At 71.4% G+C, this 21,218-nt stretch carries 21 protein-coding genes and 1 riboswitch; of the genes, 10 read left to right on the forward strand and 11 right to left on the reverse strand.

The features are described from left to right. Window position 1: 1 nt before the first annotated feature. Together ACTFTM_RS14080 and ACTFTM_RS14085 are read right to left on the reverse strand one after the other, a co-directional pair. Entirely contained in the window at window positions 2–919 is a 918-nt protein-coding gene (locus tag ACTFTM_RS14080) for an NADP-dependent oxidoreductase (protein ID WP_449566217.1), read from the reverse strand. Between the two features lie 12 nt (window positions 920–931). Continuing rightward, window positions 932–1,570: an HD domain-containing protein gene (locus ACTFTM_RS14085; RefSeq protein ID WP_449566218.1), complete on the reverse strand. Its 639-nt coding sequence runs from the start codon at window positions 1,568–1,570 to the stop codon at window positions 932–934. Between the two features lie 264 nt (window positions 1,571–1,834). Between ACTFTM_RS14085 and ACTFTM_RS14090 the strand changes: the two genes are divergently transcribed. Next, window positions 1,835–2,830, forward strand: coding sequence for a GlxA family transcriptional regulator (locus ACTFTM_RS14090; RefSeq protein WP_449566219.1), 996 nt, complete (start codon window positions 1,835–1,837; stop codon window positions 2,828–2,830). 27 nt (window positions 2,831–2,857) lie between these two features. Here the strand turns inward: ACTFTM_RS14090 and ACTFTM_RS14095 are convergent, their stop codons facing one another. Further along, window positions 2,858–3,451, reverse strand: a complete 594-nt coding sequence (locus tag ACTFTM_RS14095; RefSeq protein WP_449566220.1) for an AMIN-like domain-containing (lipo)protein — start codon at window positions 3,449–3,451, stop codon at window positions 2,858–2,860. 219 nt (window positions 3,452–3,670) lie between these two features. Between ACTFTM_RS14095 and ACTFTM_RS14100 the strand changes: the two genes are divergently transcribed. After that, the gene (locus tag ACTFTM_RS14100; protein ID WP_449566221.1) at window positions 3,671–4,336 is read left to right on the forward strand and encodes a hypothetical protein; all 666 of its coding nucleotides are present in this window, start codon (window positions 3,671–3,673) and stop codon (window positions 4,334–4,336) included. Between the two features lie 9 nt (window positions 4,337–4,345). Here the strand turns inward: ACTFTM_RS14100 and ACTFTM_RS14105 are convergent, their stop codons facing one another. Further along, entirely contained in the window at window positions 4,346–5,161 is an 816-nt protein-coding gene (locus tag ACTFTM_RS14105) for a DUF3152 domain-containing protein (RefSeq protein ID WP_449566222.1), read from the reverse strand. 139 nt (window positions 5,162–5,300) lie between these two features. Between ACTFTM_RS14105 and ACTFTM_RS14110 the strand changes: the two genes are divergently transcribed. Then, window positions 5,301–5,801 (forward strand): SigE family RNA polymerase sigma factor, encoded by a 501-nt coding sequence (locus tag ACTFTM_RS14110; RefSeq protein ID WP_449566223.1) that lies wholly within the window; start codon window positions 5,301–5,303, stop codon window positions 5,799–5,801. Next, complete coding sequence (locus ACTFTM_RS14115; protein WP_449566224.1) at window positions 5,798–6,547, forward strand: hypothetical protein; 750 nt, start codon at window positions 5,798–5,800, stop codon at window positions 6,545–6,547. The genes ACTFTM_RS14110 and ACTFTM_RS14115 overlap by 4 nt, the downstream gene beginning before the upstream one ends. A 226-nt stretch (window positions 6,548–6,773) precedes the next feature. Here the strand turns inward: ACTFTM_RS14115 and ACTFTM_RS14120 are convergent, their stop codons facing one another. Then, window positions 6,774–7,001, reverse strand: coding sequence for a hypothetical protein (locus tag ACTFTM_RS14120; protein ID WP_449566225.1), 228 nt, complete (start codon window positions 6,999–7,001; stop codon window positions 6,774–6,776). Window positions 7,002–7,191: 190 nt separating this feature from the next. Between ACTFTM_RS14120 and ACTFTM_RS14125 the strand changes: the two genes are divergently transcribed. Next, window positions 7,192–7,401 (forward strand): helix-turn-helix transcriptional regulator, encoded by a 210-nt coding sequence (locus tag ACTFTM_RS14125; RefSeq protein ID WP_393246253.1) that lies wholly within the window; start codon window positions 7,192–7,194, stop codon window positions 7,399–7,401. Between the two features lie 45 nt (window positions 7,402–7,446). Here ACTFTM_RS14125 and ACTFTM_RS14130 read toward each other — a convergent pair whose 3' ends face one another. From ACTFTM_RS14130 to ACTFTM_RS14140, 3 genes are all read right to left on the reverse strand, one after another. After that, window positions 7,447–8,124 (reverse strand): hypothetical protein, encoded by a 678-nt coding sequence (locus ACTFTM_RS14130; RefSeq protein ID WP_449566226.1) that lies wholly within the window; start codon window positions 8,122–8,124, stop codon window positions 7,447–7,449. A gap of 800 nt (window positions 8,125–8,924) precedes the next feature. Beyond that, window positions 8,925–9,176: a hypothetical protein gene (locus ACTFTM_RS14135; protein ID WP_449566227.1), complete on the reverse strand. Its 252-nt coding sequence runs from the start codon at window positions 9,174–9,176 to the stop codon at window positions 8,925–8,927. Continuing rightward, window positions 9,173–9,337: a hypothetical protein gene (locus tag ACTFTM_RS14140; protein ID WP_449566228.1), complete on the reverse strand. Its 165-nt coding sequence runs from the start codon at window positions 9,335–9,337 to the stop codon at window positions 9,173–9,175. Before ACTFTM_RS14140 ends, ACTFTM_RS14135 begins: the two co-directional genes overlap by 4 nt. Window positions 9,338–10,506: 1,169 nt before the next feature. Between ACTFTM_RS14140 and ACTFTM_RS14145 the strand changes: the two genes are divergently transcribed. Beyond that, window positions 10,507–10,698 (forward strand): hypothetical protein, encoded by a 192-nt coding sequence (locus ACTFTM_RS14145; RefSeq protein WP_449566229.1) that lies wholly within the window; start codon window positions 10,507–10,509, stop codon window positions 10,696–10,698. Window positions 10,699–11,296: 598 nt separating this feature from the next. Here ACTFTM_RS14145 and ACTFTM_RS14150 read toward each other — a convergent pair. Then, window positions 11,297–14,149, reverse strand: a complete 2,853-nt coding sequence (locus tag ACTFTM_RS14150; protein WP_449566230.1) for an ATP-binding protein — start codon at window positions 14,147–14,149, stop codon at window positions 11,297–11,299. Between the two features lie 204 nt (window positions 14,150–14,353). Between ACTFTM_RS14150 and ACTFTM_RS14155 the strand changes: the two genes are divergently transcribed. Beyond that, window positions 14,354–16,111: a M28 family peptidase gene (locus ACTFTM_RS14155; protein WP_449566231.1), complete on the forward strand. Its 1,758-nt coding sequence runs from the start codon at window positions 14,354–14,356 to the stop codon at window positions 16,109–16,111. 130 nt (window positions 16,112–16,241) lie between these two features. Further along, window positions 16,242–16,748, forward strand: coding sequence for a hypothetical protein (locus ACTFTM_RS14160; RefSeq protein ID WP_449566232.1), 507 nt, complete (start codon window positions 16,242–16,244; stop codon window positions 16,746–16,748). A gap of 109 nt (window positions 16,749–16,857) precedes the next feature. Here the strand turns inward: ACTFTM_RS14160 and ACTFTM_RS14165 are convergent, their stop codons facing one another. Next, window positions 16,858–17,556: an SDR family oxidoreductase gene (locus ACTFTM_RS14165; protein ID WP_449566233.1), complete on the reverse strand. Its 699-nt coding sequence runs from the start codon at window positions 17,554–17,556 to the stop codon at window positions 16,858–16,860. A gap of 194 nt (window positions 17,557–17,750) precedes the next feature. Here ACTFTM_RS14165 and htpG point away from each other — a divergent pair, with 194 nt between their 5' ends. Both htpG and ACTFTM_RS14175 read left to right on the forward strand, forming a co-directional pair. After that, window positions 17,751–19,667 carry a molecular chaperone HtpG gene (gene htpG, locus ACTFTM_RS14170; protein WP_449566234.1) on the forward strand — a complete coding sequence of 639 codons (1,917 nt, stop codon included), beginning with the start codon at window positions 17,751–17,753 and terminating at the stop codon, window positions 19,665–19,667. Between the two features lie 226 nt (window positions 19,668–19,893). After that, window positions 19,894–20,062: riboswitch (cyclic di-AMP (ydaO/yuaA leader) on the forward strand. Next, window positions 20,062–20,730, forward strand: coding sequence for a transglycosylase family protein (locus ACTFTM_RS14175; protein WP_449566235.1), 669 nt, complete (start codon window positions 20,062–20,064; stop codon window positions 20,728–20,730). It overlaps the preceding riboswitch by 1 nt. 74 nt (window positions 20,731–20,804) lie before the next feature. On the opposite strand, the gene ACTFTM_RS14180 is transcribed toward ACTFTM_RS14175, so the two are convergent. Next, window positions 20,805–21,161, reverse strand: coding sequence for a hypothetical protein (locus ACTFTM_RS14180; RefSeq protein WP_449566236.1), 357 nt, complete (start codon window positions 21,159–21,161; stop codon window positions 20,805–20,807). Window positions 21,162–21,218: the final 57 nt, after the last annotated feature.

A 21,218-nucleotide genomic window follows, 5' to 3' on the forward strand; every position in this document is an offset into this window, starting at 1 on the left:
GTCAGTCCGCGATCTTGATGATCGTCTTTCCCGCGGTGCGCTGGCGCCGGGCGAACGCCGAGGCCGTCTCGTCGAGCGGCCGCACAGCGCCCACGATGGGCCTGAGCCGTCCGGTGCGGACGCGTTCGGCGAGATCGACCAGCCGGGCACGGTCCGGTTCGACGACGAAGAAGACGGCTCGCCCGTCACTGGGCTGGACGGCGGGCGGCGCGGTGATGGTCACGACGGTGCCGCCGGGGCGGAGCAGATCGGTCGACCGGCGCAGGATGTCGCCACCGATGACGTCGAGCACCACGTCCACCTCGCCGACCTGTCGCAGGTCGTCGGCGTCCAGGTCGACGAAGGCCTGCACGCCGAGGGAGAGCGCGACGTCCCGGTCGGCGGCGCGACCGGTGCCGATCACACGGGCGCCCACCTCCCGCGCGAGTTGGACGGCGATCGAGCCGACACCTCCGGCGGCGCCGTGCACCAGGACGCTCTGGCCGCTCGTGAGATGGCCGTGGTCGAACAACCCCTGCCAGGCGGTCAGTCCGGAGATCGGTAGCGCCGCGGCCACCGTGTGATCGACGTCGGCCGGCAGCGGGGCGAGGTTCCGCGCCTCCACCGCCGTGTACTCGGCGAGGGATCCGTCGCGGGCCCAGTCGGTCAGGCCGAACACCCGCTGACCCACCGAGAGGCCGGTGGTGCCGTAGCCCAGCTCGGCCACGACACCCGAGAGCTCGTGGCCGGGGATGGTGGGCGTCCGGTCACGCCCCGCGCGGTCGGTCCACGTCGTCGGCCAGTCGAGCTCCCCGGGTGTGAAACCGGCGGCGTGGACGCGCACGATGACGTCGTTCTCCGCGGCGTGGGGGTACGGCATGTCGGTCAGGCTGAGCCCCTGCACGCCGGCGTCACGGTCGCGTACGGTGATGGCTTTCATAGTCGTGGCCTTTCAGCTCGGCCAGGGTGAGCCGACGATGCGCTCGACCGTCGTCACGCGCTGGAAGCCGGGAACGAAGTGTTCGAGATAGTCGGAGTTGACGGTGCCGATCGTGGTCTCGGGCCGATTCTTCAACCCCTCGACGGTGGTGCGCAGGAATTCGTTCTTGAAATCCCCGCGCGGATGGACGGCGAGGATTTCGGTCAACTGGTCGGTGTCCAGCCCGTCCAGACCGAGGCCGAGAACGTCGGTCAGCACACCGAGGTAGGTCGTCGCGACCTCGGGGCCCATCCGGTCGGGAATACCCGGCGTGGTGTGCAGGGCGATCGCCGTCCAGACGGTCTCGGCGGCGGCCGTGGAGAATCCCCGTTCCAGCAGGAACCTGCGCGCGTGGTCGGCGCCGTCGACCTCGAAGCGCTGCTGGAGGTCCGAGAACGGCGTGACGAGCCCGGCGTCGTGGAACATGGCCGCCAGGTAGAGCAGTTCCGGGTCCGGTTCGACGCCCAGCCGTCGGGCGTGGATCAGACCGAAGAGGAAAACCCGCCGTGAGTGGTGGTAAATGAGCGGCCCGGTCGTCTCCTGGATGTGCCGGGTCGCCTCGGCGACCGCCGTTGTCCGCGGAATGTCGAATCCCGCGATGACCTCTGCCATTTCCCTTTGCGCCTTCCGGACGAGGTGAGCCGAATGCTGACGACCCCATCGTGCCCACCGGTCGTCGTGGCCCGCCGCCTCCGTCGAGCCAGGAACCACTCATATCCGGACAGGGGTCGGCCGCCACACAGAGTGATGGGGACCTCGGTCGTTCCCGCCGGCGGCGTGCTACCAATGCATCGTGTCCACGCCGCCCGTCCGCCACCCCGGTAATCGTCGACACCCGCCGTGCCCGGCTCCGCGCGGCGCGCAGGGCCGGCGACCGTGAACGGCGGCACGCACCGCGTCGCGATCTTCGTGTACGACGGGGTGACGCTGCTGGACGTCGCGGGTCCGGCCGAGGTGTTCAAGGAGGCGAACCGTTTCGGCGCCGCCTACCGGATCGTTCTGCTCTCGCCGACCGGGGCGGACGTCACGTCGAGCCTCGGCGTCCGGATGGCGGTCGACGGCGCGGCGACCGCCGCGACGCCCGGCTTCGACACGCTGCTGGTGGCCGGCTCCGACCGGTATCCCCGCGCCCGCGTCCCCGTCGACCTGGCGGACGCCGCCCGCGTGCCGGCCGCCACGGCCGGACGGATCGCGTCGATCTGCACCGGAGCGTTCGTCCTCGCCGCCGCCGGCCTCCTCGACGGCAAGCGCGCCACCACCCACTGGCAGGTCGCGCACGAGCTGGCCGCCTGGTGTCCCACCTGCCGCGTCGAACCCGACGCGATCTATGTGCGCGACGGCGCGACCTACACCTCGGCCGGCGTGACCGCCGGCATCGACCTGGCGCTCGCTCTCGTCGAGGAGGACCACGGGCCCGACCTGGCGCGCGACGTGGCCCGCGCCCTGGTGGTGTACATGCAGCGCGCCGGCGGTCAGTCCCAGTTCTCCGCGCCGTTGCAGGGGCCCCCGCCCCGGTCGCCGGCCCTGCGCAGGATCGCCGACGTCGTCACGGCGAACCCCCGCGCCGACCACTCGCTCACCGAACTCGCGAAACACCTCAACGTGAGCACCCGGCAGCTCACCCGGCTGTTCCACGACGAGCTGTCCACAACACCGGCCCGCTACGTGGAGAACATCCGATTCGACCTGGCCCGGGCGCTGCTGGACCAGAACCACACCGCGACGCAGGCAGCGACGCTCGCCGGATTCCCCAGCTACGAGAGCATGCGGCGGGTCTTCGCCCGGAAGCTGTCGATCAGCCCCGCCGCGTACCAACGGCGGTTCCGTACGACCCGCCGCGCCCAGGCGGACGAGGATCCACCACGACCCTGAGTCACGCCCGCCCGGGTCCGGCGACGGTTACCACTCGTGGGCGACGTCGAGCACGATCCGGCTGTGGGCACCCGGACCGGCCAGCACGACGGCGCGGAACGGCAACCGGGCCCGTACGCCGACGGCGAAGGTGGTGTAGCCCTCGAAGCTGCCGCCGAAGACCACGTCCCGCAGCGTCGGGTAGCGCAGCAGGTTCGCGACGTGCGCGCCGACGGGGTAGGGCAGCGTGCCGACGTGGTCGGCGTCGTACGCCGGGGCCCGCAGGGAGACCCGCAGCAGCGCGCCTCCGGCGGTGTACGGCGACAGCGCGAGCCCTTCGCCCTCGGTCCAGGTCTCGCCGTAGCCGACCGTGTACCCGTCGACGGGGCCGGCGAACTCGAACACCACCCGGTCGTAGCAGTCGTGCCGGCCCGTCCGGACGTCGACCAGGGGGGCGTCGCTCAGCGCGCCGGCCGACTTATCCCCGCTGCCCCAGGTGATTCCGCAGTACGCCGCCCCGGTCGCGGCGCGCGCCGAGGTGGTGCCCGCCGTGCTGTTGGTGCCCGCCGTGCTGCTGCCCGCCGTGGCGAGCACTCCGGCGAGGACGACCGCCGTCGCGGTCAACGCGCTCCTGATCCTCATCGTGGTTCTCCGTTCGGTGTCCCGGGGTCACGTCGCGGCAGCCCTGCCGATGACCCTCCGCCGCCACCGTCGTCCCGCCCCGACACGGGCACCTCGCCGCGGCGTAACCGCTGGGTAACAACGCTCGGCCGGCACGACGTCAGCCGCGCCGTGGCGCGGCACCCACGGCGTCCCACACTGCGGTACGGTGCCTGGCATCGGCACATCGGAGGTGGATGGATGCCTGCCGTCGTCGTCCTCGCGTTGACCCTCGCGCTCGCGCCCGCGCCCACGCCGTCCGTCTCCGCCAGTCCAGGTCCGCTCGGCGAACTGGTCGGTGGCGTCGGCCGGATGGTCGGCGACCTGCTGGGTGGCGGCGGTACGCCCACCCCGACCGCGACTCCGAGCGGCACCCGCGCCCCGACCTCCGGGCCGAGCCGACCACCCACGGCCGGGCCGTCCAGCCCGTCGACGCCCGGCGCGACCCCCGCGCCCGCCGCGTCGTCGACCGGTGGCCGGGCGACGGTGAAGCCCGACCGCCCCGGCGGGGGCGCGGGCACCACGGACAGCGATCCGGCCGTGCCCCAGCGCGGCGGCGACACCCCGGCGCCGGACGTCGCGCCGTCGCTCGCCGACCCCGTCCGCAGTGGCTGGCCACCGGTGTCCTACCTGCTGGTGGCGGTGGTCCTGGTCGGGCTGGCGGCGCTGCTGCTGCGCCGCCGGGGCAGCGCCGGTCACTCCGCCGTTCCCGCGCCGACTCCCGACCCGCCGCCGTCTTCCGGCCCCGACCCGGATCCCGACCCCGGGCCGGAGAATGTCCGCCGCCTGCCGACCAGCCTCAACGCCGTCTACGAGTTGGGTCGGCTGGACGAACGACTCGAGCAGGAGCGCCGCCGCCGACCCTGACCGGCGGTCTCAGTGCTTCGGGTACGCGCCGTCGCGTCGGGGGATCGCGTCGTCGTACGCCCCGGACGGGCCGTGGTAGCGGACCGTGCCGTTCGGGTACGGCCAGGCGTTGGCGCGGCAACCGTGCAGACCCAACGTCTGCTGCTGCATCACCGGCGCCGGCTTGCCCGATCCCGGGCAGCGTTCGTGGCCGAACCCGAGCCGGTGCCCCACCTCGTGGTTGACCATGTACTGGCGGTAGGTGTTCAGGCTCGCGCCGTAGTCCGGCACGCCCGACACCCAGCGCGCCACGTTGAGCACCACCTTGGCCCCGTTGCGGCAGGACGTGTAGCCGTCCGGCACGTCCTGGCAGAGGGTGTCGCGGGTGCCGGGGGTCGCCAGGTAGATGGTGAAGTCGGCCGCGTCGTCGAGGCCCACCCGCCGCAGCCGCCAGTTCCCACCTGCCGTCCAGCCGCGGGGGTCGTTCAACGTCGCCGAGATCGCGGTGGCGATGTCACCCGCCGCGAGTCCACTGATGTCGCGTTCCACGGCGACCCGGTAGCGCAGCAGGGTGCCGCTCTGCGCGCCGCCGTGCGTCGTCTCGGCCGCGGCCATCGTCCAGCGGCTACCGCCGGTGGCGGGATAGCTGACCGGGTGGCTGGGCGTGCTGCGGGTGCCGAGGATGCCGACGCCGGTCGGCCGGTGCGAGGCAGCCGCCTGGTCACCGGTTCGCGATCCGGTGGCGGGGTCTCCGGCCGCTGGCCCCGTGCATCCGGTGAGCAGCGCCACCGCCAGCAGTGACGCCGCCGATGCCAGATGCCACCGGCGGGTACCCTTCGTCGACATGTCTCTCCCCTCGCGCGTCGCCTGGCGGCGCCACACAGGAGAAGACGGGTGATGGCGGCGAAAAGTTGAGGTGATCCGGATCTCAACCTTTCGGCGGCCGTATCCGTCTGAGGTGATGTGGCACGGGGGAGGGTTCGCGGTGGCGCGGGGTGACGCGGAGTTCGTCGAGTTCGCGCGGGCGGCGTCCGCGCGACTGGTGCACGCCGCGTTCCTGATGACCGGCGACCACCACCAGGCCGAGGACGCCGCGCAGACCGCGTTGGTCCGCACGTACGCGTCGTGGTCGCGGATCCACGACGACGACGCCTACGGGTACGCGCGTCGCACGTTGGTCAACCACCTGGTCGACCGGTGGCGACGGCCGATGCGGGAGTACCCGACCGACGAGGTGCCGGAGCAGCGACGTGGTGACGTGGCCGACGACGTGGCCACCCGGCGCTGGTTGGTCGCCATCCTCAGCGCGCTGAGCCCTCGGGAGCGGGCCATCGTCGTGCTGCGGTACTACTTCGACCTGCCGGAGGCGCAGGTGGCCCGAGAACTCGCCGTGTCCGTGGGCACCGTCAAGAGCACCAGTTCGCGGGCCCTGCAGAAGTTGCGCACCGCCGCGCCGCGCACCGCCGACGAGGGGGCGCGCCGATGAGCGAGCTGGATCGGCTCCGCGAGGCCATGCGGGCGACCGAACGCCCCGACGCCGTGCTCGACCTGGCCCGGGTCATGCGTGACGGGCGGCGGTTGCGTACCCGCCGGAAGGTGACCGGAGCGGCGGCGGCGACGCTCGCGGCCGGGCTGGTCGCCGTGACCGCGGTGACGGTCGACCCGGGCGGGTCGCGCGAGCCCGCGTTGACCGACCCCGCGTCCCCGGTCGCCGTGGCCTCGTCCCCGGCCGGTGTCGCGCCGACGTCGAACGAGCCGACGCCACCGCCGGCGAATCCTCGTGGCGTGCCGGATCCGAAGCCCCTGGGCCAGGTGGTCGACTCCGGAACAGTGCACGGCACCGACCGGCGGGTCTACTTCTTCGTCGCGGTGACGATTCCGGGCGCACCCAAGGTGACCATCGGCTTGGCCGCCGGTCGCCGCGCGCCGGACGGCACGGTGCGCACGGACATCCTGGTCAACGACGTCGACGGCACCGACCGCAGCCCGGGTTTCCACCAGATCGGCTACGACGAGAGCGAGTCGGTCTTCGCGGTGCCCACCTTCGGCTACTTCGTCGGCCCGGCGGCGCGGATCATCGGCACCGTCGACGGTCGGCAGGTCGACGCCACGGTGCGGCGGTGGAGTCTGGACAAGCAGGTCGTGATCTTCTGGTTCGATCCGACCACGCTCGCTCCCGGCAAGCGGCTGGACGGCATCGTCGCCCACGACGGCGCCGGTCGCCGGCTCTGATCCCCGGGACAGCGGTGACACATGCCATTGCGCGACGGGGAAACCGCTCAGTACCGCTGCGACCTGTTCCCGGCCACCCGGTACGCCTCGATCCGGTCGCGCGCCCAACTCAGCGCCGGGCACCCGTCCGGCCGGCAGCGCCCGCACGATCCGTTCGTCCGGTGCCGCCTGATGACGTGCCGGGCCGCCAGCGGCACCCATACCGACCGGGGTAGCTCCCGCTCGATCATCGGCGGGTACCGGTCATCCCGTACCGGGCAGCGCGATTGCCAGTCATCCGCTGGCGCTTGACCTCCCCGATGGCCCACGCGAGCATCCCGCACGCGCCGTCACCGCACTGCGCACACCGCCCCGTCTCCCGGTGCGGGCTGGCCGGTTCCGCGTGTTGGTTGATCACGCGCATGGCTGTCCACAGCAGCAGCGCGGGCGTTACGGGTCCGTCGTCCATCGGCACGGCTCCACCTCCGAGAAATGGGCAGGTCCGGGCACCGATCCCCGATCAGGTACCCGGACCGCTCACCGAAAGGGACCAACCGGTTGCCGTCCGCACGGTCCCTATAGTGACCGTGCCCTGTCGTACACGATAGTGTCAAGTCTGACAGCTGTCATATATGACACTGACGGGTCCGCATAGCGTCCGGTCCATGGTCCGCAGGCTGTACGGCAGTGCCGAACTACAGGAACGCCTCCAGGTGTCCCGCGCCCGCGTCGTGCAGATCACCGGCCGGCCAGACTTCCCAGAGCCGTTCGATCGCCTGGCCGGGGGAGCGGTGTGGTTGGTGGAAGACGTGGAAGCGTGGATCACCGAGCACCGACCCCACCAGGCACGGGACGCGGACCCGGACGCACGCTGAGACGGCCCGGACCCTGCCAGGTCCGGGCCGTCCGCTTGCGACCGTTCACCGCTTGGCGATCTTCTCCAGCGCCTCGGAGATGTACCGCGCGTGTGCGCCAATTCCGATGTAATCCTGATCCTTCAGTGCGCCTTCCACACCGCTGACGGCCTCGCGGAGATCGCTCAACTCCTGCGCCACGGCCAAGGCGGCGTACGCGGCGCCGTACCGGCGGAGATCGTTGGAGTCCAGCTTGACCCCTAACTCGTCGTCCCGCTTCTCTGCGCTGCGCAGGTAGTCCGCCGCCGTCGTCTTGTAGTCCTCGCGCTTCGCCACGTCGCGTCCCTCCGGGTACTTGGCATGTCCCGCGATCCTGACCGGCCGTGCCGGTGCCGGCGGCGGCTCTGTCCGCTGGACGACAGAACGGGCGCGGCCAATCGACCGCGCCCGTTCCCTGTGACCGCTCAGGCAGGCTGAGACGCGCTCTCCCGCGCCACCTTGGCGGCGCCGCTCCAGCCCGGCCAACGCCTCTGCGGCGCTCTGGCGGGTCTGCCGGGCCGCCTCCACGGCGCTCGTGACCGGGATGGGCGTCCCAGCGGTGAACAGCCGGCCAGCGCTCGGAGACTTCACCGTCTGGCGGATCCGGTCGATCTCGGCCAGGTTGGTAACCGCCGCGTCCAGTTCGGCCAGGACGAGATCCAGCCGCGCCAGCCCGGCGGCGGCCTGGCCGTGCAGGTAGCTCAACCACTCCGCCCGGCGCTGCTCGATCCTGGCGGCGGACCTGGCCGACCGCGTCCCGAGTGCCGTCCGCCGTGATCTGTGCGGCCTCCACCTGTTCCTGTCGCTCGCGGATCGTCTGGGTCACGGCAGCGGCGTCGAGCGGGGTGCCTGCGGCGGCAGCGTCAGCCGCGAGCCGGCGCGTATCGGTGCCGGCGCTTTCCGCGTCTCGCTTGGCGTCTCGCGCGGCCCGGTCCAACTCAGCGGAGCGAGCGGCCAGCGCGGACAGTCGCTCCAGGTCGGCCCGAGTGTCCGGGTGCACGTGCCGATCGGGGATGGACATCCCGGCCACGGCCACCTGCTCGCCTTCCCACGCCGCCGGAGCGTCCGTGCCCGGCTCGGCCGGCTGGAGCGCACCCGGTGCGGTCGGGAACGCCACGGTGAGCGCGTGCAACTCCGCCCACTGGCCAGCCTTGCCCAACGCTCGCGCACGCGCCTCGCCTTCGGCATTGTTGCACGGGCACTCCGCGGCGTTGGCCTCCGTCGCTACCGGTGCTTCGTCGGGCACCCGGCCGTGCCCGTACAGCACCACGGCGCCCTTGCGGCCGATCCTGTGCACGGTGGGCGCGGTGGTGGTGACGCCGTGCACGAGACGCTGGACGACTCCGGGAAGCACGCGCAGCCCGGCGGCACGTCGCCTGCCTGCTCGGCGTAGACCATCATCGCGGCGAGGATCTGGTCAGCGCCTGCGGCGTGGCTCTCGCCCGTGTCGACCACCCACACGCCCAACTCCGGGGCGTAGCGCACGCGGTTATCACTCGGGTAGATCACAGATCATCTCCGTTCAGGAACGCCCACGCCCCAGCGGCTAGGGCGGCAGTGCAGTCGGGGCAGGTGCCACGTCGGCGCGACGGGCGGGGGAGCGGTGACGGGCCAACCTCGCCCTCCTCGGCCGCCAGCCGCTCGGTGGCGATCGGCTCGGCCAGGGCGTGGCGCTCGGGCGGCAGCGGCTTGCGGTGGATGCGGCAGCGGCCGAGCGAGCCAGTGCCGGTCACGTCGGGACGCGCGAGCGGACTCACTGCACGGCTGCTTGTTCGATCTGCACGACCAGCGCGGACGGCAGGCGCAGCCCGTAGAGATGGACCCGCTCGCGCCCCAGGGTGAGCAGGAGATTGAGTACCCGCACCGTGTCCTGCGTCAACAGTTCGGGGGAGTCGAGCAGGGTGTTGCAGCGCCGCATCCACCTATTGGTGCGCGTCTCAGACTGCCGCCGGAGCGTGTCCGCTTCCTGCCCTGGGATGCGCGCGAGTGCGGCCCGGACGCGTCGGGCGGCGGTTGCGCGACCCACCTCCAAGCGCTCCGCGATGGTGTCGATCGAGTGCCCGGCGTTGGACAGCTCTAGAGCCTGTGACTCCTGCTTATGGCGCTGTCCGGCAGTCATTCTCGGCATGTCTCATTGTGGCAAGGTTTGTATCACGATAGGCATACAATAGTGACCATTATGGTGCGGCTTTCCGGCTGGTCGCCCCGATGCTCGACACGTACCTGAACACACTGTGGACGGATCGTGGGCTGCCGGGGGCGCGGGCGCGGGGGCGGGCGGCACGGTCAGCCGGTCCGCCGCAAAGTCCTCGGCTTCTACCATCCGTCGGTCTACTGCGTCGAAAGTTCCGAGTACCGAATTGCAGTCTTAGCAGAGCAGGCCGCAGCATCGCGCGGGTGCTGTGGCAGTGGTCCACCACCAAGCGAAGGGCCTGCGCCAAGGGCTGCGCCTGTCCGTGCACAACGGCAGCGCGGAGGTTCCAGAAACACATGCGCGGAGGCGGCCGGGAAAACCGCCGGTCCATCAGACAGCGCCTGCATGCTTATCCACGTGGGCGTGTTGATGCGCGTCTGGGCAGGTAAATGGTGGAGGGAAGTGCCGTCATGATCATCGGGGTGCGATGAGTCCGGGCGAGAGCGCGGCGCTCTCAGGGGGATGGGCTTCCCCGCGAAGGCGCAGCAGATCTGGCGCTGTTCGCTGTGCGCCAGTCGCAGCGAACAGCAGTCCTCCGGGTGATGTCCCGATTGCTGGATACAGTGTGGCAACAGGTGGCGCTGCCAACCCCACAAGGGGGCAGTGGTCACCAACTGCTCGGAGCGCCGGTCCGAACACCGGACTCCTGGCGCGGACGGTGGAGCCGCGCAGATCACGCCAGTACAGTCCTCCACTAGAGACAAGACCCGCAGAAACACGTCAAGGCGGGTGCCCGGGGGTGCCAGCCCCCGGGTCCGCCTTGACGGGTCACGTCTCACCACATGTCCCTAGCCGGACCAGTAGAAAGAAGGCAGTGACCCTTGAATTCCGCATCTACCGTACCTACGGCATCTACCAATCACCAGCACAACGCGACGAGTAGCACTGAGAAGGTGCTGATCGCCGCCCTCGTGGTGGTCGTGATCCCGTCCATCGGGGCCCTGCTCTGGATCGCACTGAGCAGCGCCGAGGAGATGGGCAACGTCGCCCCGGCGGTGGTCCCCGCGATCAGTGCGATCACGCTCGCCACGATCAGTGCGATCACGCTGGTGCTGCGCAAGCGGCCTCCCCGGAGCCGGCGCTAGCGCGAGCGAGGTCGGGCGCAAAAATGCCCTTGCGCCCGACCTCGCCGACTCCGCAAGTTCATCGCCTAGGGCTGCATCTTCCGCTTGAACTATTCATCGGCACGGGTGGACAGCCGGACGGTCCGGACAACTCCGGGCGGTGGACAACGACGGACAGGCGGACAGGCTGGACAACCCCGGGGACGTGGCCATATAGGAGCGCTGGACAACCCCGGGGACTCGTGGTGCGCGCCCGGACGGCGGACACGTGGAGCACGCCGAGGGCGGACACTTCGACACCGGTTAGGACCGCTCCGGCCAGCCTGGGGCGGCGACCTAGGTCAGAGCGCCGATCGGCGTTGACCAGGGAAACACCGCGCCCCGACCTAGGTCGGACCTGCCTGCGAGCCGCTAGAACGTCTGCGAACTGGGATTTCGCGCGGTCTGCGGCAACCCCGACGCGTGGACACGCGAACAGCGGCGGACACGCGGACAGCGGCCCGGACAACCTCGGTGTTGTCCTGGCCGTCCGTTTGTCCGGGCTGTCCGCGTGTCCGGACAGGAGATCCTTAACCCGCCTTGCTTGCGTCATGACACACGCCGAGCCGGTCGCCCGGTCTCAGGCCAGCCGGCGTTCGATGGTCACGGTCGTTCCCTCGCCGGTGGAGACGAGCCGTACGTCGCCGTAGGCGTTCATCAGCAGCGCGCCGCGCCCCCGGTCCATGGCCGGTCGACGGTCCCGCCAGGTGCCGAAGTCGCGTACCGAGATCCGGACCAGCGCGTCGCCCACCTGGAGTCGGACCCGCACCTCCGGGCGGCTGGGCCGTTGCGCGTGCTCGACGGCGTTGTTCATCGCCTCCGAGGCGGCGAGCAGCAGATCCTCCACCACGTCCGCGTCGACGTCCAGGCCGTCCAACGCCAGCCGGACGTCCTGGCGCATGGTGGCCGCCGAGGTGGGCACCGACGCGTACGTCCACTGCTCGTCCAGTCGGTCGCCGAGACCGTCGTCGGTCGTGGTGACCGCCGACGCGCCGGCCGAGTCGGCGGCGCGGTCCACCCGTGGCCCGCTCTGCGCCGGATCGACCTCGACCGGGGTGTGCCGGGCTTCCGCCGGCGTGGGCCGGGCCTCGACCGGCGTGGACGCGGCGGGCCGCGTCGCTGTCGGGGCCCTGTCGGCGGCGGGCTCGCCGTCGGCGTCCGGCGCGGCGGGGTCGCCGTCGGACGCGCCGGTGCGAGCGCGGCGGATGGCGGTCCGGACCCGGGCGATCAGCTCGGCGGCGGCGAACGGCTTCACCAGGTAGTCGTCGGCGCCCAGGCTGAGACCTGCCACGCTGGCCTCCTCGCCCGCCCGCGCGGAGAGCACGAGCACCGGCAGCGACCGGGTCGCGGGGTCCGCGCGCAGCCGGCGGACCAGGTCGAAGCCGTCCAGCACGGGCATCATCACGTCGGTGAGCACCAGGTCCGGTGGCTCGAGGTGGATCGCGTCGAGGGCCTGCCGGCCGTCGGTGACCGACCGCACCCGCCAGCCCTGCGCGGCGAGCAGTCGGCTCAGGTACGCGCGCATGTCGCTGTTGTCGTCGGCCAGCAGGATCCGTGCGCCGGCCAGCTCGTCGGCGGCCGGACCCGGGGCCGGGGCGGGTTCGGCGACGTCTCCGGCCGGGTCGGCCAGCCAGCCCGTCGCCTCCTGGACGGCGGCGCGTGCCGCGTCGCCCAGCCCTTCGGAGGACCGGCCGGTCACCGTGCGTCGTGCCGCCGACCACGGCAGGGCCACGGTGAACGTGGTGCCGGCGCCCACCCGGCTGGTCACCCGGACCTCGCCGCCCTCCAACCGGGTCAGCTCGTGGACCAGGGCCAGGCCGATGCCGGTGCCCTCGTGGCTGCGCGACCGCGCGCCCTGCACCCGGTGGAAGCGCTCGAAGAGCTTCGGCAGGTCCGCCTCGGCGATCCCGATGCCGGTGTCGGCGACGGTCAGGCGTACCTCGTCGTCGTCGGCGTCCACGGCGACGCGGATGCGACCGATGAACGTGTACTTGAGGGCGTTGGACAGCAGGTTGGTGACGATGCGTTCCCAGTTGACCGGGTCGACGGAGACCGGGCCGGGCAGCGGCGGGCAGTCGACGTCCAGACTCAGCCCGGCGCGCTCGACGGCGGCGCGGAACACGCTGGCCAGCTCGGCGGTGAGCGCGGGCAGGTCGACCTCGTGGGCGTCGCTGCGAGCCCGGCCGGCCTCCAGGCTGGAGAAGGTGAGCAGGCTGTTGACCAGGGTCAACAGGCGGGTCGCATTACGCCAGGCGGTCTCGACCCGCTCCCGCTGCGGGGGCGCCAGCGGCGCGGCGGTGTCGGCGAGGGCGTCGGCGAGCGGTCCGAGCATGAGGGTCAACGGGGTACGGAACTCGTGGCTGACGTTGGTGAAGAAGGTGGTCTTCACCCGGTCCAGTTCGGCCAGCGTCTCGGCCCGGCGTCGCTCCCGCTCGTACTCCTGGGCGTTGCGCACCGCCGTGGACACCTGCTGCGTCAGCAGTTCGTAGAAGGAGCGGTACGCCTCGTCCAGCTTCCGGTTGGGGCTGACGCCGACCAGCAGGACGCCGAGCGGCTGGTCCGCGGTGGCCGAGGGGAGCGGCAGGGCCAGCGCGGCGCGGGCGGGGTCGCCCCACGGGCCGGCAGCCAGCGACAGCCGCTCGGCCAGGCCGGTCACGTCGGTGGGCCGGCCCGACGCCGCCTCCGGCAGCGACCAGGCGCGGGCCGTCGGCCCCGGGTCGGCCAGGTCGACGACGGTCGGCAGCGCCCCGGTGACGGTGGCGTGGCGCGGGTCGCCGCCCGTGCAGGCGACCCGTCGCAGGGCCGCGCCGTCGCGCAGGTAGATCGCGGCGAACGGCACGTCCAGAGGGTGGCCGCCGATCGCGTCGATCAGCCGCGCGCAGGTCGCGTCCACGTCGACGGTGCGCCCGTCGCCGCCCAGGGACAGGTCCCGCAGCAGCCGCAGTCGCCGTTCGCCGACGACCTGTTCGGTGACCTCGCTGCACACCGTCAGCACGCCCACGGTGCGGCCGTCGTCGTCGCGGGCCGGGGCGTGCGAGACGCTGAAGTAGGCCTCCTCGCGGTAGCCGGCGCGCTCCAGCAGGAGTTGCAGGGCGGGCACCCAACTGGCGACCCCGGTCGCCATGGCCTGCTCGATCAGGGGAGCGAGGACGTCCCAGCCCTCGGCCAGGGTCACCCGCACGTCGTCGCCGAGCGCGCCGGGGTGCTTGTCACCGATCAGCGCCGAGTACGCGTCGTTGTAGAGCTGGGAGAGGCGGTCGCCCCAGAGCAGCAGCATGGGGTAGCGGGAGGAGAGCACCATCCGTACGGCGGAGCGCAGGCTCTGCGGCCAGTCGGACACCGCGCCGAGCGGCGTGTCGGCCCAGTCCAGCTCCGCCATCAGGCGTCCGGTGTCCCCGCCGTCGTCGAACAGGTCGCTGCGGGGTCGTGTCACGCTCGACCCGGCCTCATCGCTAGCCCCCCGTTCCGGGCCCGACGACCCCTGCTGGTGTTACCTACCCATCCTGGCACCTCTACTCACCTGTGCTGACGCCGGTACCCATTGTCGAACCGGTGGGGGTTCGGGACGAACGACTGATGCCGGTGACATAGATCTCTGTAAGTGTCTCGGTATCTCTCCAACCCCCGAGGAGCCCCCATGAGAGGCAGAACGCTGAGCGCGGGAATCGCGCTCGCCGTGTTCACCGGGATGACGGTGACGCTGGCCGCCCAGCCGGCGACCGCGTCACCCTCCGCCGCGACGACAGCGGCCCGGCCGATCGCCGCGTCCGCCGCCGTCCTGGCGGCGCCGGACATCTCCGTCAGCAACGTCCAGGCGCACCTGACCCAGTTCAACTCCATCGCCAGCAGCAACGGCGGCAACCGGCGGGCCGGCTCGGCCGGCTACACCGCCTCGCTGAGCTACGTCAAGGGCAAGCTCCAGGCGGCCGGCTACACGGTCAGCGAGCAGTACTGCTCAAGCTGCACGTACCCCTCGAACAACCTCATCGCCGAGTGGCCCGGCGGCCCGGCCGACCAGGTGGTCATGTTCGGCGCCCACCTGGACGGCGTCTCGGCCGGCCCGGGCATCAACGACAACGGGTCCGGCTCGGCCACCCTGCTGGAGAACGCCCTGGTCCTCGCCGCCCAGAACCCGACCATGACGAAGAAGGTCCGGTTCGCCTGGTGGACCGACGAGGAGCAGGGGCTCAACGGCTCCCGCTTCTACGTCAACTCGCTGAACTCGACCCAGCGCGGCTACATCAAGGGCTACTACAACTTCGACATGGTCGGCTCCACCAACGGCGGCTACTTCATCAACCGGGTCAGCTCGACCACGGCGGCGCCGCTCAAGGCGTACTGGGACTCCCTCGGGCTGCAACCGGAGGAGAACGTCGAGGGGCAGGGCCGCTCCGACGACTACTACTTCCAGCAGGCCGGCATCCCCACCTCCGGGTACGCGGCGGGCGCGAGCGCGCGCAAGACCAGCACCCAGGCGGCCAAGTGGGGCGGCACGGCCAACGCCGCGTACGACGCGTGCTACCACCGGTCCTGCGACACCACCGCCAACGTCAGCGCCACCGTGCTGAACCGGTCCGCCGACGGCGTCGCGTACGCGCTGTGGCAGCTCGCCGTGGGCGGCGGCACCCCGACCAACGACTTCTCGGTCGCGGTCAGCCCCACCTCGCTGAGCGTCGCCCGGGGCGCCAGCGCCAGCGCCACGGTCAGCACCGCGACCACCTCCGGCTCGGCGCAGACGGTCAGCCTCACCGCCTCCGGCGCGCCCAGCGGGGTGAGCGTGGTCTTCAGCCCGTCGTCGGTGACCTCCGGCGGCTCGGCCACGGTGACGCTGACCGCGTCGTCCAGCGCCGCCACGGGCACCGTCACCGTCACGGTCACCGGCACCGGGTCGGTCACCCGGACGGCAAGCCTCACGCTCACCGTGACCGGCACCGGGGGCTGTGCCGGCGGGCAGGTGGTCGGCAACGGGGGCTTCGAGAGCGGCAGCACGCCGTGGACCGCCTCCTCCGGCGTGATCACCAATTCCAGCGGCCAGGCGGCCCGGACCGGGTCGTACAAGGCGTGGCTCGACGGGTACGGCAGCACCCACACCGACACCCTGTCCCAGTCGGTGACCGTGCCGGCCGGTTGTGCCAGCTACACGCTGTCGTTCTGGCTGCACGTCGACACCGCCGAGACGACCTCCTCGACGGCGTACGACAAGCTCACCGTGCAGGTGGGCTCGACCACCCTGGCGACGTACTCGAACCTGAACGCCGCCTCCGGATACACCCAGCGCACGTTCAACGTGGCCGGGTTCGCCGGGCAGACCGTCACCCTGAAGTTCACCGGCACCGAGGACTCGTCGTTGCAGACCAGCTTCGTGATCGACGACGTGACGCTCCAGGCCAGCTGAGGGCGTCGGGTGGGGGCGTGCTGTCGGGCGTCCCCACCCGGCATCTGGTCATACCCGTCTATCTCTGGTAGAAATCCTTCAAGGCCGGCCCCTGATTCGCAGAATTCCGCCTCACGCGACCGGGAGTGCCATGTCATCCACTCGATCCACCCTGCGCCGCCGCGTGCTCACGCTGATCGTGGCCACCCTGGCGACGGTCTGCGCCACCTTCGGTCTGGCCGCTCCGGCCTTCGCCATCAGCCACTCCAGCGCCACGTCGCAGCTGCGCGCCGCCGGCATCTCCTGGACCTCCAGCGGCAACTGCAGCGACCGCAACGTGTCCACCTGCACCTCGTTCGAGGGGGTCCGGCAGGCCACCATCGACGGCATCATCACCTTCAAGCGGGCCAGTGGCTGCGCGGTCACCATCACCGCGGGCACCGAGGTCGGGCACGCCGGGGGCACGTACAGCCACTGGAACGGCTACAAGCTCGACATCGCCCTGAGCACGTGCATCCAGAACTACATCTCCGCGAACTACGCCTACGTCGGCTACATCTCCGGTTTCGGATACCAGTACCGGGCGCCGTCGGGCAACCTCTACACCAAGGAGGGTAGCCACTGGGACATCCTCTTCTACACCTGCGGCGGCTGCTGACCGCGGTTGTGGCGGGGTGCGCGGCGGGAGCTGACCGCGTACCCGAAAGGGGTCGGCCGCCGCCGGTGCTTCCCGGCGGCGGCCCGTCGCGTCCCCGGTCGGGAAACGGTCAGGGGAGCTGCGGGTAGAGCGCGGCGACGCCGCCGGCGAGCCCGGCCTGCACCTGCCGGCTGACGTCGTCGGTGACGATCTCGTACGCGTCGGCCTCGATGCCGTCGACGCCGGCCCGGGCGATCGCCGCCGGGTCCGACTTGGCGCCGGTGATGGTCGAGGCCATGTCGGTGTCCATGTAGCCGACGTGCAGCCCGGCGACCCGGACGCCCCGCTCGGCGAGCCGGAGGCGCAGCGCGTTGGTCATCGCCCACTCGGCCGACTTCGCGGCGCCGTACGCCCCGTGCAGGGGGTAGTTCACCCAGGACAGCACGGAGAGCACGTTGAGGATCGTGCCGCCGCCGTTGCCGGCGATGACGGGGGCGAAGGACCGGATCATCGACAGGGTGCCGAGGTAGTGGGTCTCCAACTCCAGCCGGATCAGGTCCAGGTCGCCGTCGAGGAGGTCCACCCGGCTGTCGATGCCGGCGTTGTTGACCAGCAGGTTCACGTCGCCGGCCCGCTTCGCGGCGGCGGCGACCGACGCGGGGTCGGTGATGTCCAGCCGGACCGGGGTCACGCCGGGCAGGTCGACGCTGTCCGGGTTGCGCGCGCCGGCGTAGACGGTCGCCCCGCGCGAGGCGAGTTCGGCGGCCACGTGTCGACCGAAGCCCCGGTTGGCGCCGGTGACGAGGGCGGTGCTTCCAGCGATCTTCATGGGACTGCTCCAGGGTTCGTGGCGGGCCTTGTCGACAGGAACGCTATCCGGCTGACTTCTGTCAAGCAAAGTCAGCTAGGTCACGCGACCAGCGGGTGGGAATCGGGAATACGACCCGGAGGCGCACACACCCCCGCCCGTGACGACTCGTATCCTTTGCGCGAACCTCCGCACGAGCCGAGAAGGGAGACGGTGTGAGCAACCAGGCCGAGACGTTGGAGTTCCAGGCCGAGGCGCGTCAGCTCCTGCAGCTGGTCGTCCACTCGATCTACTCGAACAAGGACGTCTTCCTGCGGGAACTCATCTCGAACGCGTCCGACGCCCTGGACAAGCTGCGGCTGGCGACGCTCGTCGACAAGGATCTCGTCGCCGACACCGACGACCTGCACGTCGCCATCGAGGTCGACCGGGACGCCCGCACGCTGACCGTGCGGGACAACGGCATCGGGATGACCCGTGACGAGGTGGTCCGGCTGATCGGCACGATCGCCAAGTCCGGCACCGCCGAGCTGCTGCGCCAGCTACGCGAATCCGCCGACGCCCGCGCCTCGCAGGAGCTGATCGGGCAGTTCGGCGTCGGCTTCTACGCCGCGTTCATGGTCGCCGACCGGGTCACCCTGCTGACCCGCAAGGCCGGTGAGACCGGCGGCACCCGCTGGGAGTCCAGCGGCGAAGGCACCTACTCGATCGAGTCCGTCGACGAGGCGCCGGCGGGCACCGCGGTGACCCTGCACCTCAAGCCGGCCGACACCGAGGACAACCTGCACGACTACACCGCCGAGTGGACGATCCGCGAGATCGTCAAGCGCTACTCCGACTTCATCGCGTGGCCGATCCGGATGACCGTCGAGCGCCCGGGCGCCGAGGGCGAGGCGGCCACCAGCGAGGTGCAGACCCTCAACTCGATGAAGGCGCTGTGGGCGCGTCCCCGCGACGAGGTCGACGCCGCCGAGTACAACGAGTTCTACAAGCACGTCAGCCACGACTGGGCCGACCCTCTCGAGGTCGTGCACATGAAGGGCGAGGGCACCTTCGAGTACGAGGCGCTGCTGTTCCTGCCCAGCCACGCCCCGCTGGACATGTTCTCCCCGCAGGGTCGCCGCGGCGTGCAGCTCTACGTCAAGCGCGTGTTCATCATGGACGACTGCGAGGCGCTGGTCCCCACCTACCTGCGCTTCGTCAAGGGCGTCGTCGACGCGCACGACCTGTCGCTGAACATCTCCCGGGAGATCCTCCAGCAGGACCGGCAGATCCAGATCGTCCGCCGCCGCCTGGTCAAGAAGGTCCTCGCCACCGTCAAGGACCTCAAGGCCAACCACGCCGAGCGCTACCGCACCTTCTGGACCGAGTTCGGCGCGGTGGTCAAGGAAGGGCTGATCGACGACGCCGACAACCGCGACACCCTGCTGGAGATCCTGTCGGTCGCCTCCACCCACGACGCGGCGGAGCCCACCGACCTGGCCGGCTACGTCTCGCGGATGAAGGACGGCCAGACCGACATCTGGTACGCCACCGGCGACTCCCGGACCACCATCGAGAACTCCCCGCACCTGGAGGCGTTCCGGGCCAAGGGCCACGAGGTGCTGCTGCTCACCGACCCGGTCGACGAGGTGTGGGTCGAGCGGGTCGGCGAGTACGACGGCCGTCCGCTGCGCTCGATCGCCAAGGGCCAGGTCGACCTGGACACCGACGAGGAGAAGCAGCAGGCCGAGGCCGAGCGCGAGCAGCAGCGGCAGGAGTTCGCCGCGCTCGTCGAGTGGTTGGGCACCACCCTTGCCGACAGTGTCCGGGAGGTCCGCCTGTCGTCGCGGCTGACCACCTCACCGGCCTGTGTGGTGGGTGACGCGCACGACCTCACGCCGACGCTGGAGAAGATGTACCGGGCGATGGGGCACGAGGTCCCCTCGACCAAGCGGATCCTGGAGATCAATCCTGGTCACCCGCTCGTCGCCGGGCTGCGCAAGGCCCACGAGCAGGGCGACTCCGGCCCGGCCCTGACCGAGACCGCCGAACTGCTGTACGGGCTGGCAGTCCTCGCCGAGGGCGGCGAGCTGGCGGACCCGGCCCGGTTCACCCGTACGCTCGCCGACCGGCTGGCGCGCACCCTGTAGTCGCTCGCGGCCGGCGGGCGCCGATTGACTGATGGCCCGCCGGCCGCTGCCGGACGCGAACGCCGCCTGATCGGAAACGGTCCACCATGGTCGGTGCACAGGTGCACGTCGTCCGCAACCGCTGGGGAAGGCGCGCCGCGTGAGCCGGTGAACAACTTCACAAGCGGTGGGCGACTGTCACCCACCGTGCCTACCGTCGGTCGGGTCCGCCACCGTGGACGCCGCGACCGGCAACGCCAAATCCTGCCCCCGGTCGTCGGAAACAGAACCCGGGCAGGAGCGGGGGACCCAACGTTCCTCGGTGCATGTCACCTCGGGGTGAAGCCGCCACCGCGCGGCCGGGCTCCTCGGCCCGAACCCGACAGCTCACCTCGCCGGCGTGGAGGAAAGTTCCATGACGTCTGCGTACACCCCCCGTCATCGACGGGTCACCACCCGCCGCGTCGCCGTCGGCACCCTGGCCGTCGGCGCGGTCACCGGCGCCGTCGCCCTCTTCGGACCGGCGGCCCCGGCCCAGGCCGGCGTCAACTGGGACGCGATCGCCCAGTGCGAGTCCGGCGGCAACTGGAAGATCAACACTGGGAACGGCTACTACGGCGGGTTGCAGTTCTCCCAGGGCACCTGGGCCGGCTACGGCGGCAAGAAGTACGCCGCCCGCGCCGACCTCGCCAGCCGTGGCGAGCAGATCGCGATCGCCGAGAAGGTGCTCGACGGGCAGGGCATCGGCGCGTGGCCGACCTGCGGCCGCAAGGGCGGCTCGTCGGGCGGCTCCTCGACGAAGTCCACCGCGAAGCCCTCGACGAAGTCGTCGACCGGCTCGTCGAAGTCCACCGCCGGCAAGGAGCGGTCGTCGCGGGGTGACCAACCGGCGACCCGTAATCACGAGCGGACCGCGCCGGTGGCCAGCGGTGACACGTACGTGGTCACGGCGGGGGACACCCTGTCGGAGATCGCCGAGCGGCACCCCCGCAGCGGCGGCTGGCAGGCCCTGTACGAGCGCAACCGTCAGCTGATCGGCGCGGACCCGGGCCTGATCTTCCCGGGGCAGCGCCTCGCGCTCTGACGTACGACAGACGAACGCTCGGCCGGGTCACCGGCCGAGCGTTCGTTCGTCTGGCGCTGTCCTCGCGGAACGCGTCACGCCGCGGAGGCGGCCGTCCTCGCCTCGCGGCGGGCCATCACGTCGCCGTTCCAGCCCCGGCGCGGCGTCGGCGCGACCGCCTCGGCCGGCCAGCCGGTGGCGGCCCCGTGGCCGTCGACGGCCCTCTCGGCCGCGTCGGGGACGCCGCGGGCCAGTCGCAACGACTGCTCGGCGGTCGTACGCGCCGTGCACGGCCAGGACTGGCCGGCGCACTGGAGATTGCGGCAGTGACCCTCGTCGTCAGGCTCGTGCGCGTCGAGCACGTCGACCGCGAGCTGCCAGAGCAGCGGGTCGGTCACGTCGTGCGGGCGTTCGGCACGACGGCTCGGTCGGTTGCTGGTCTCGTCGGACATGGGCCCCCCTCGTCAGGCTTTCCACCCCAAGATTTCACCCATGTGCGATCGGCTAAA

Source organism: Micromonospora sp. RB23 (assembly GCF_053585025.1).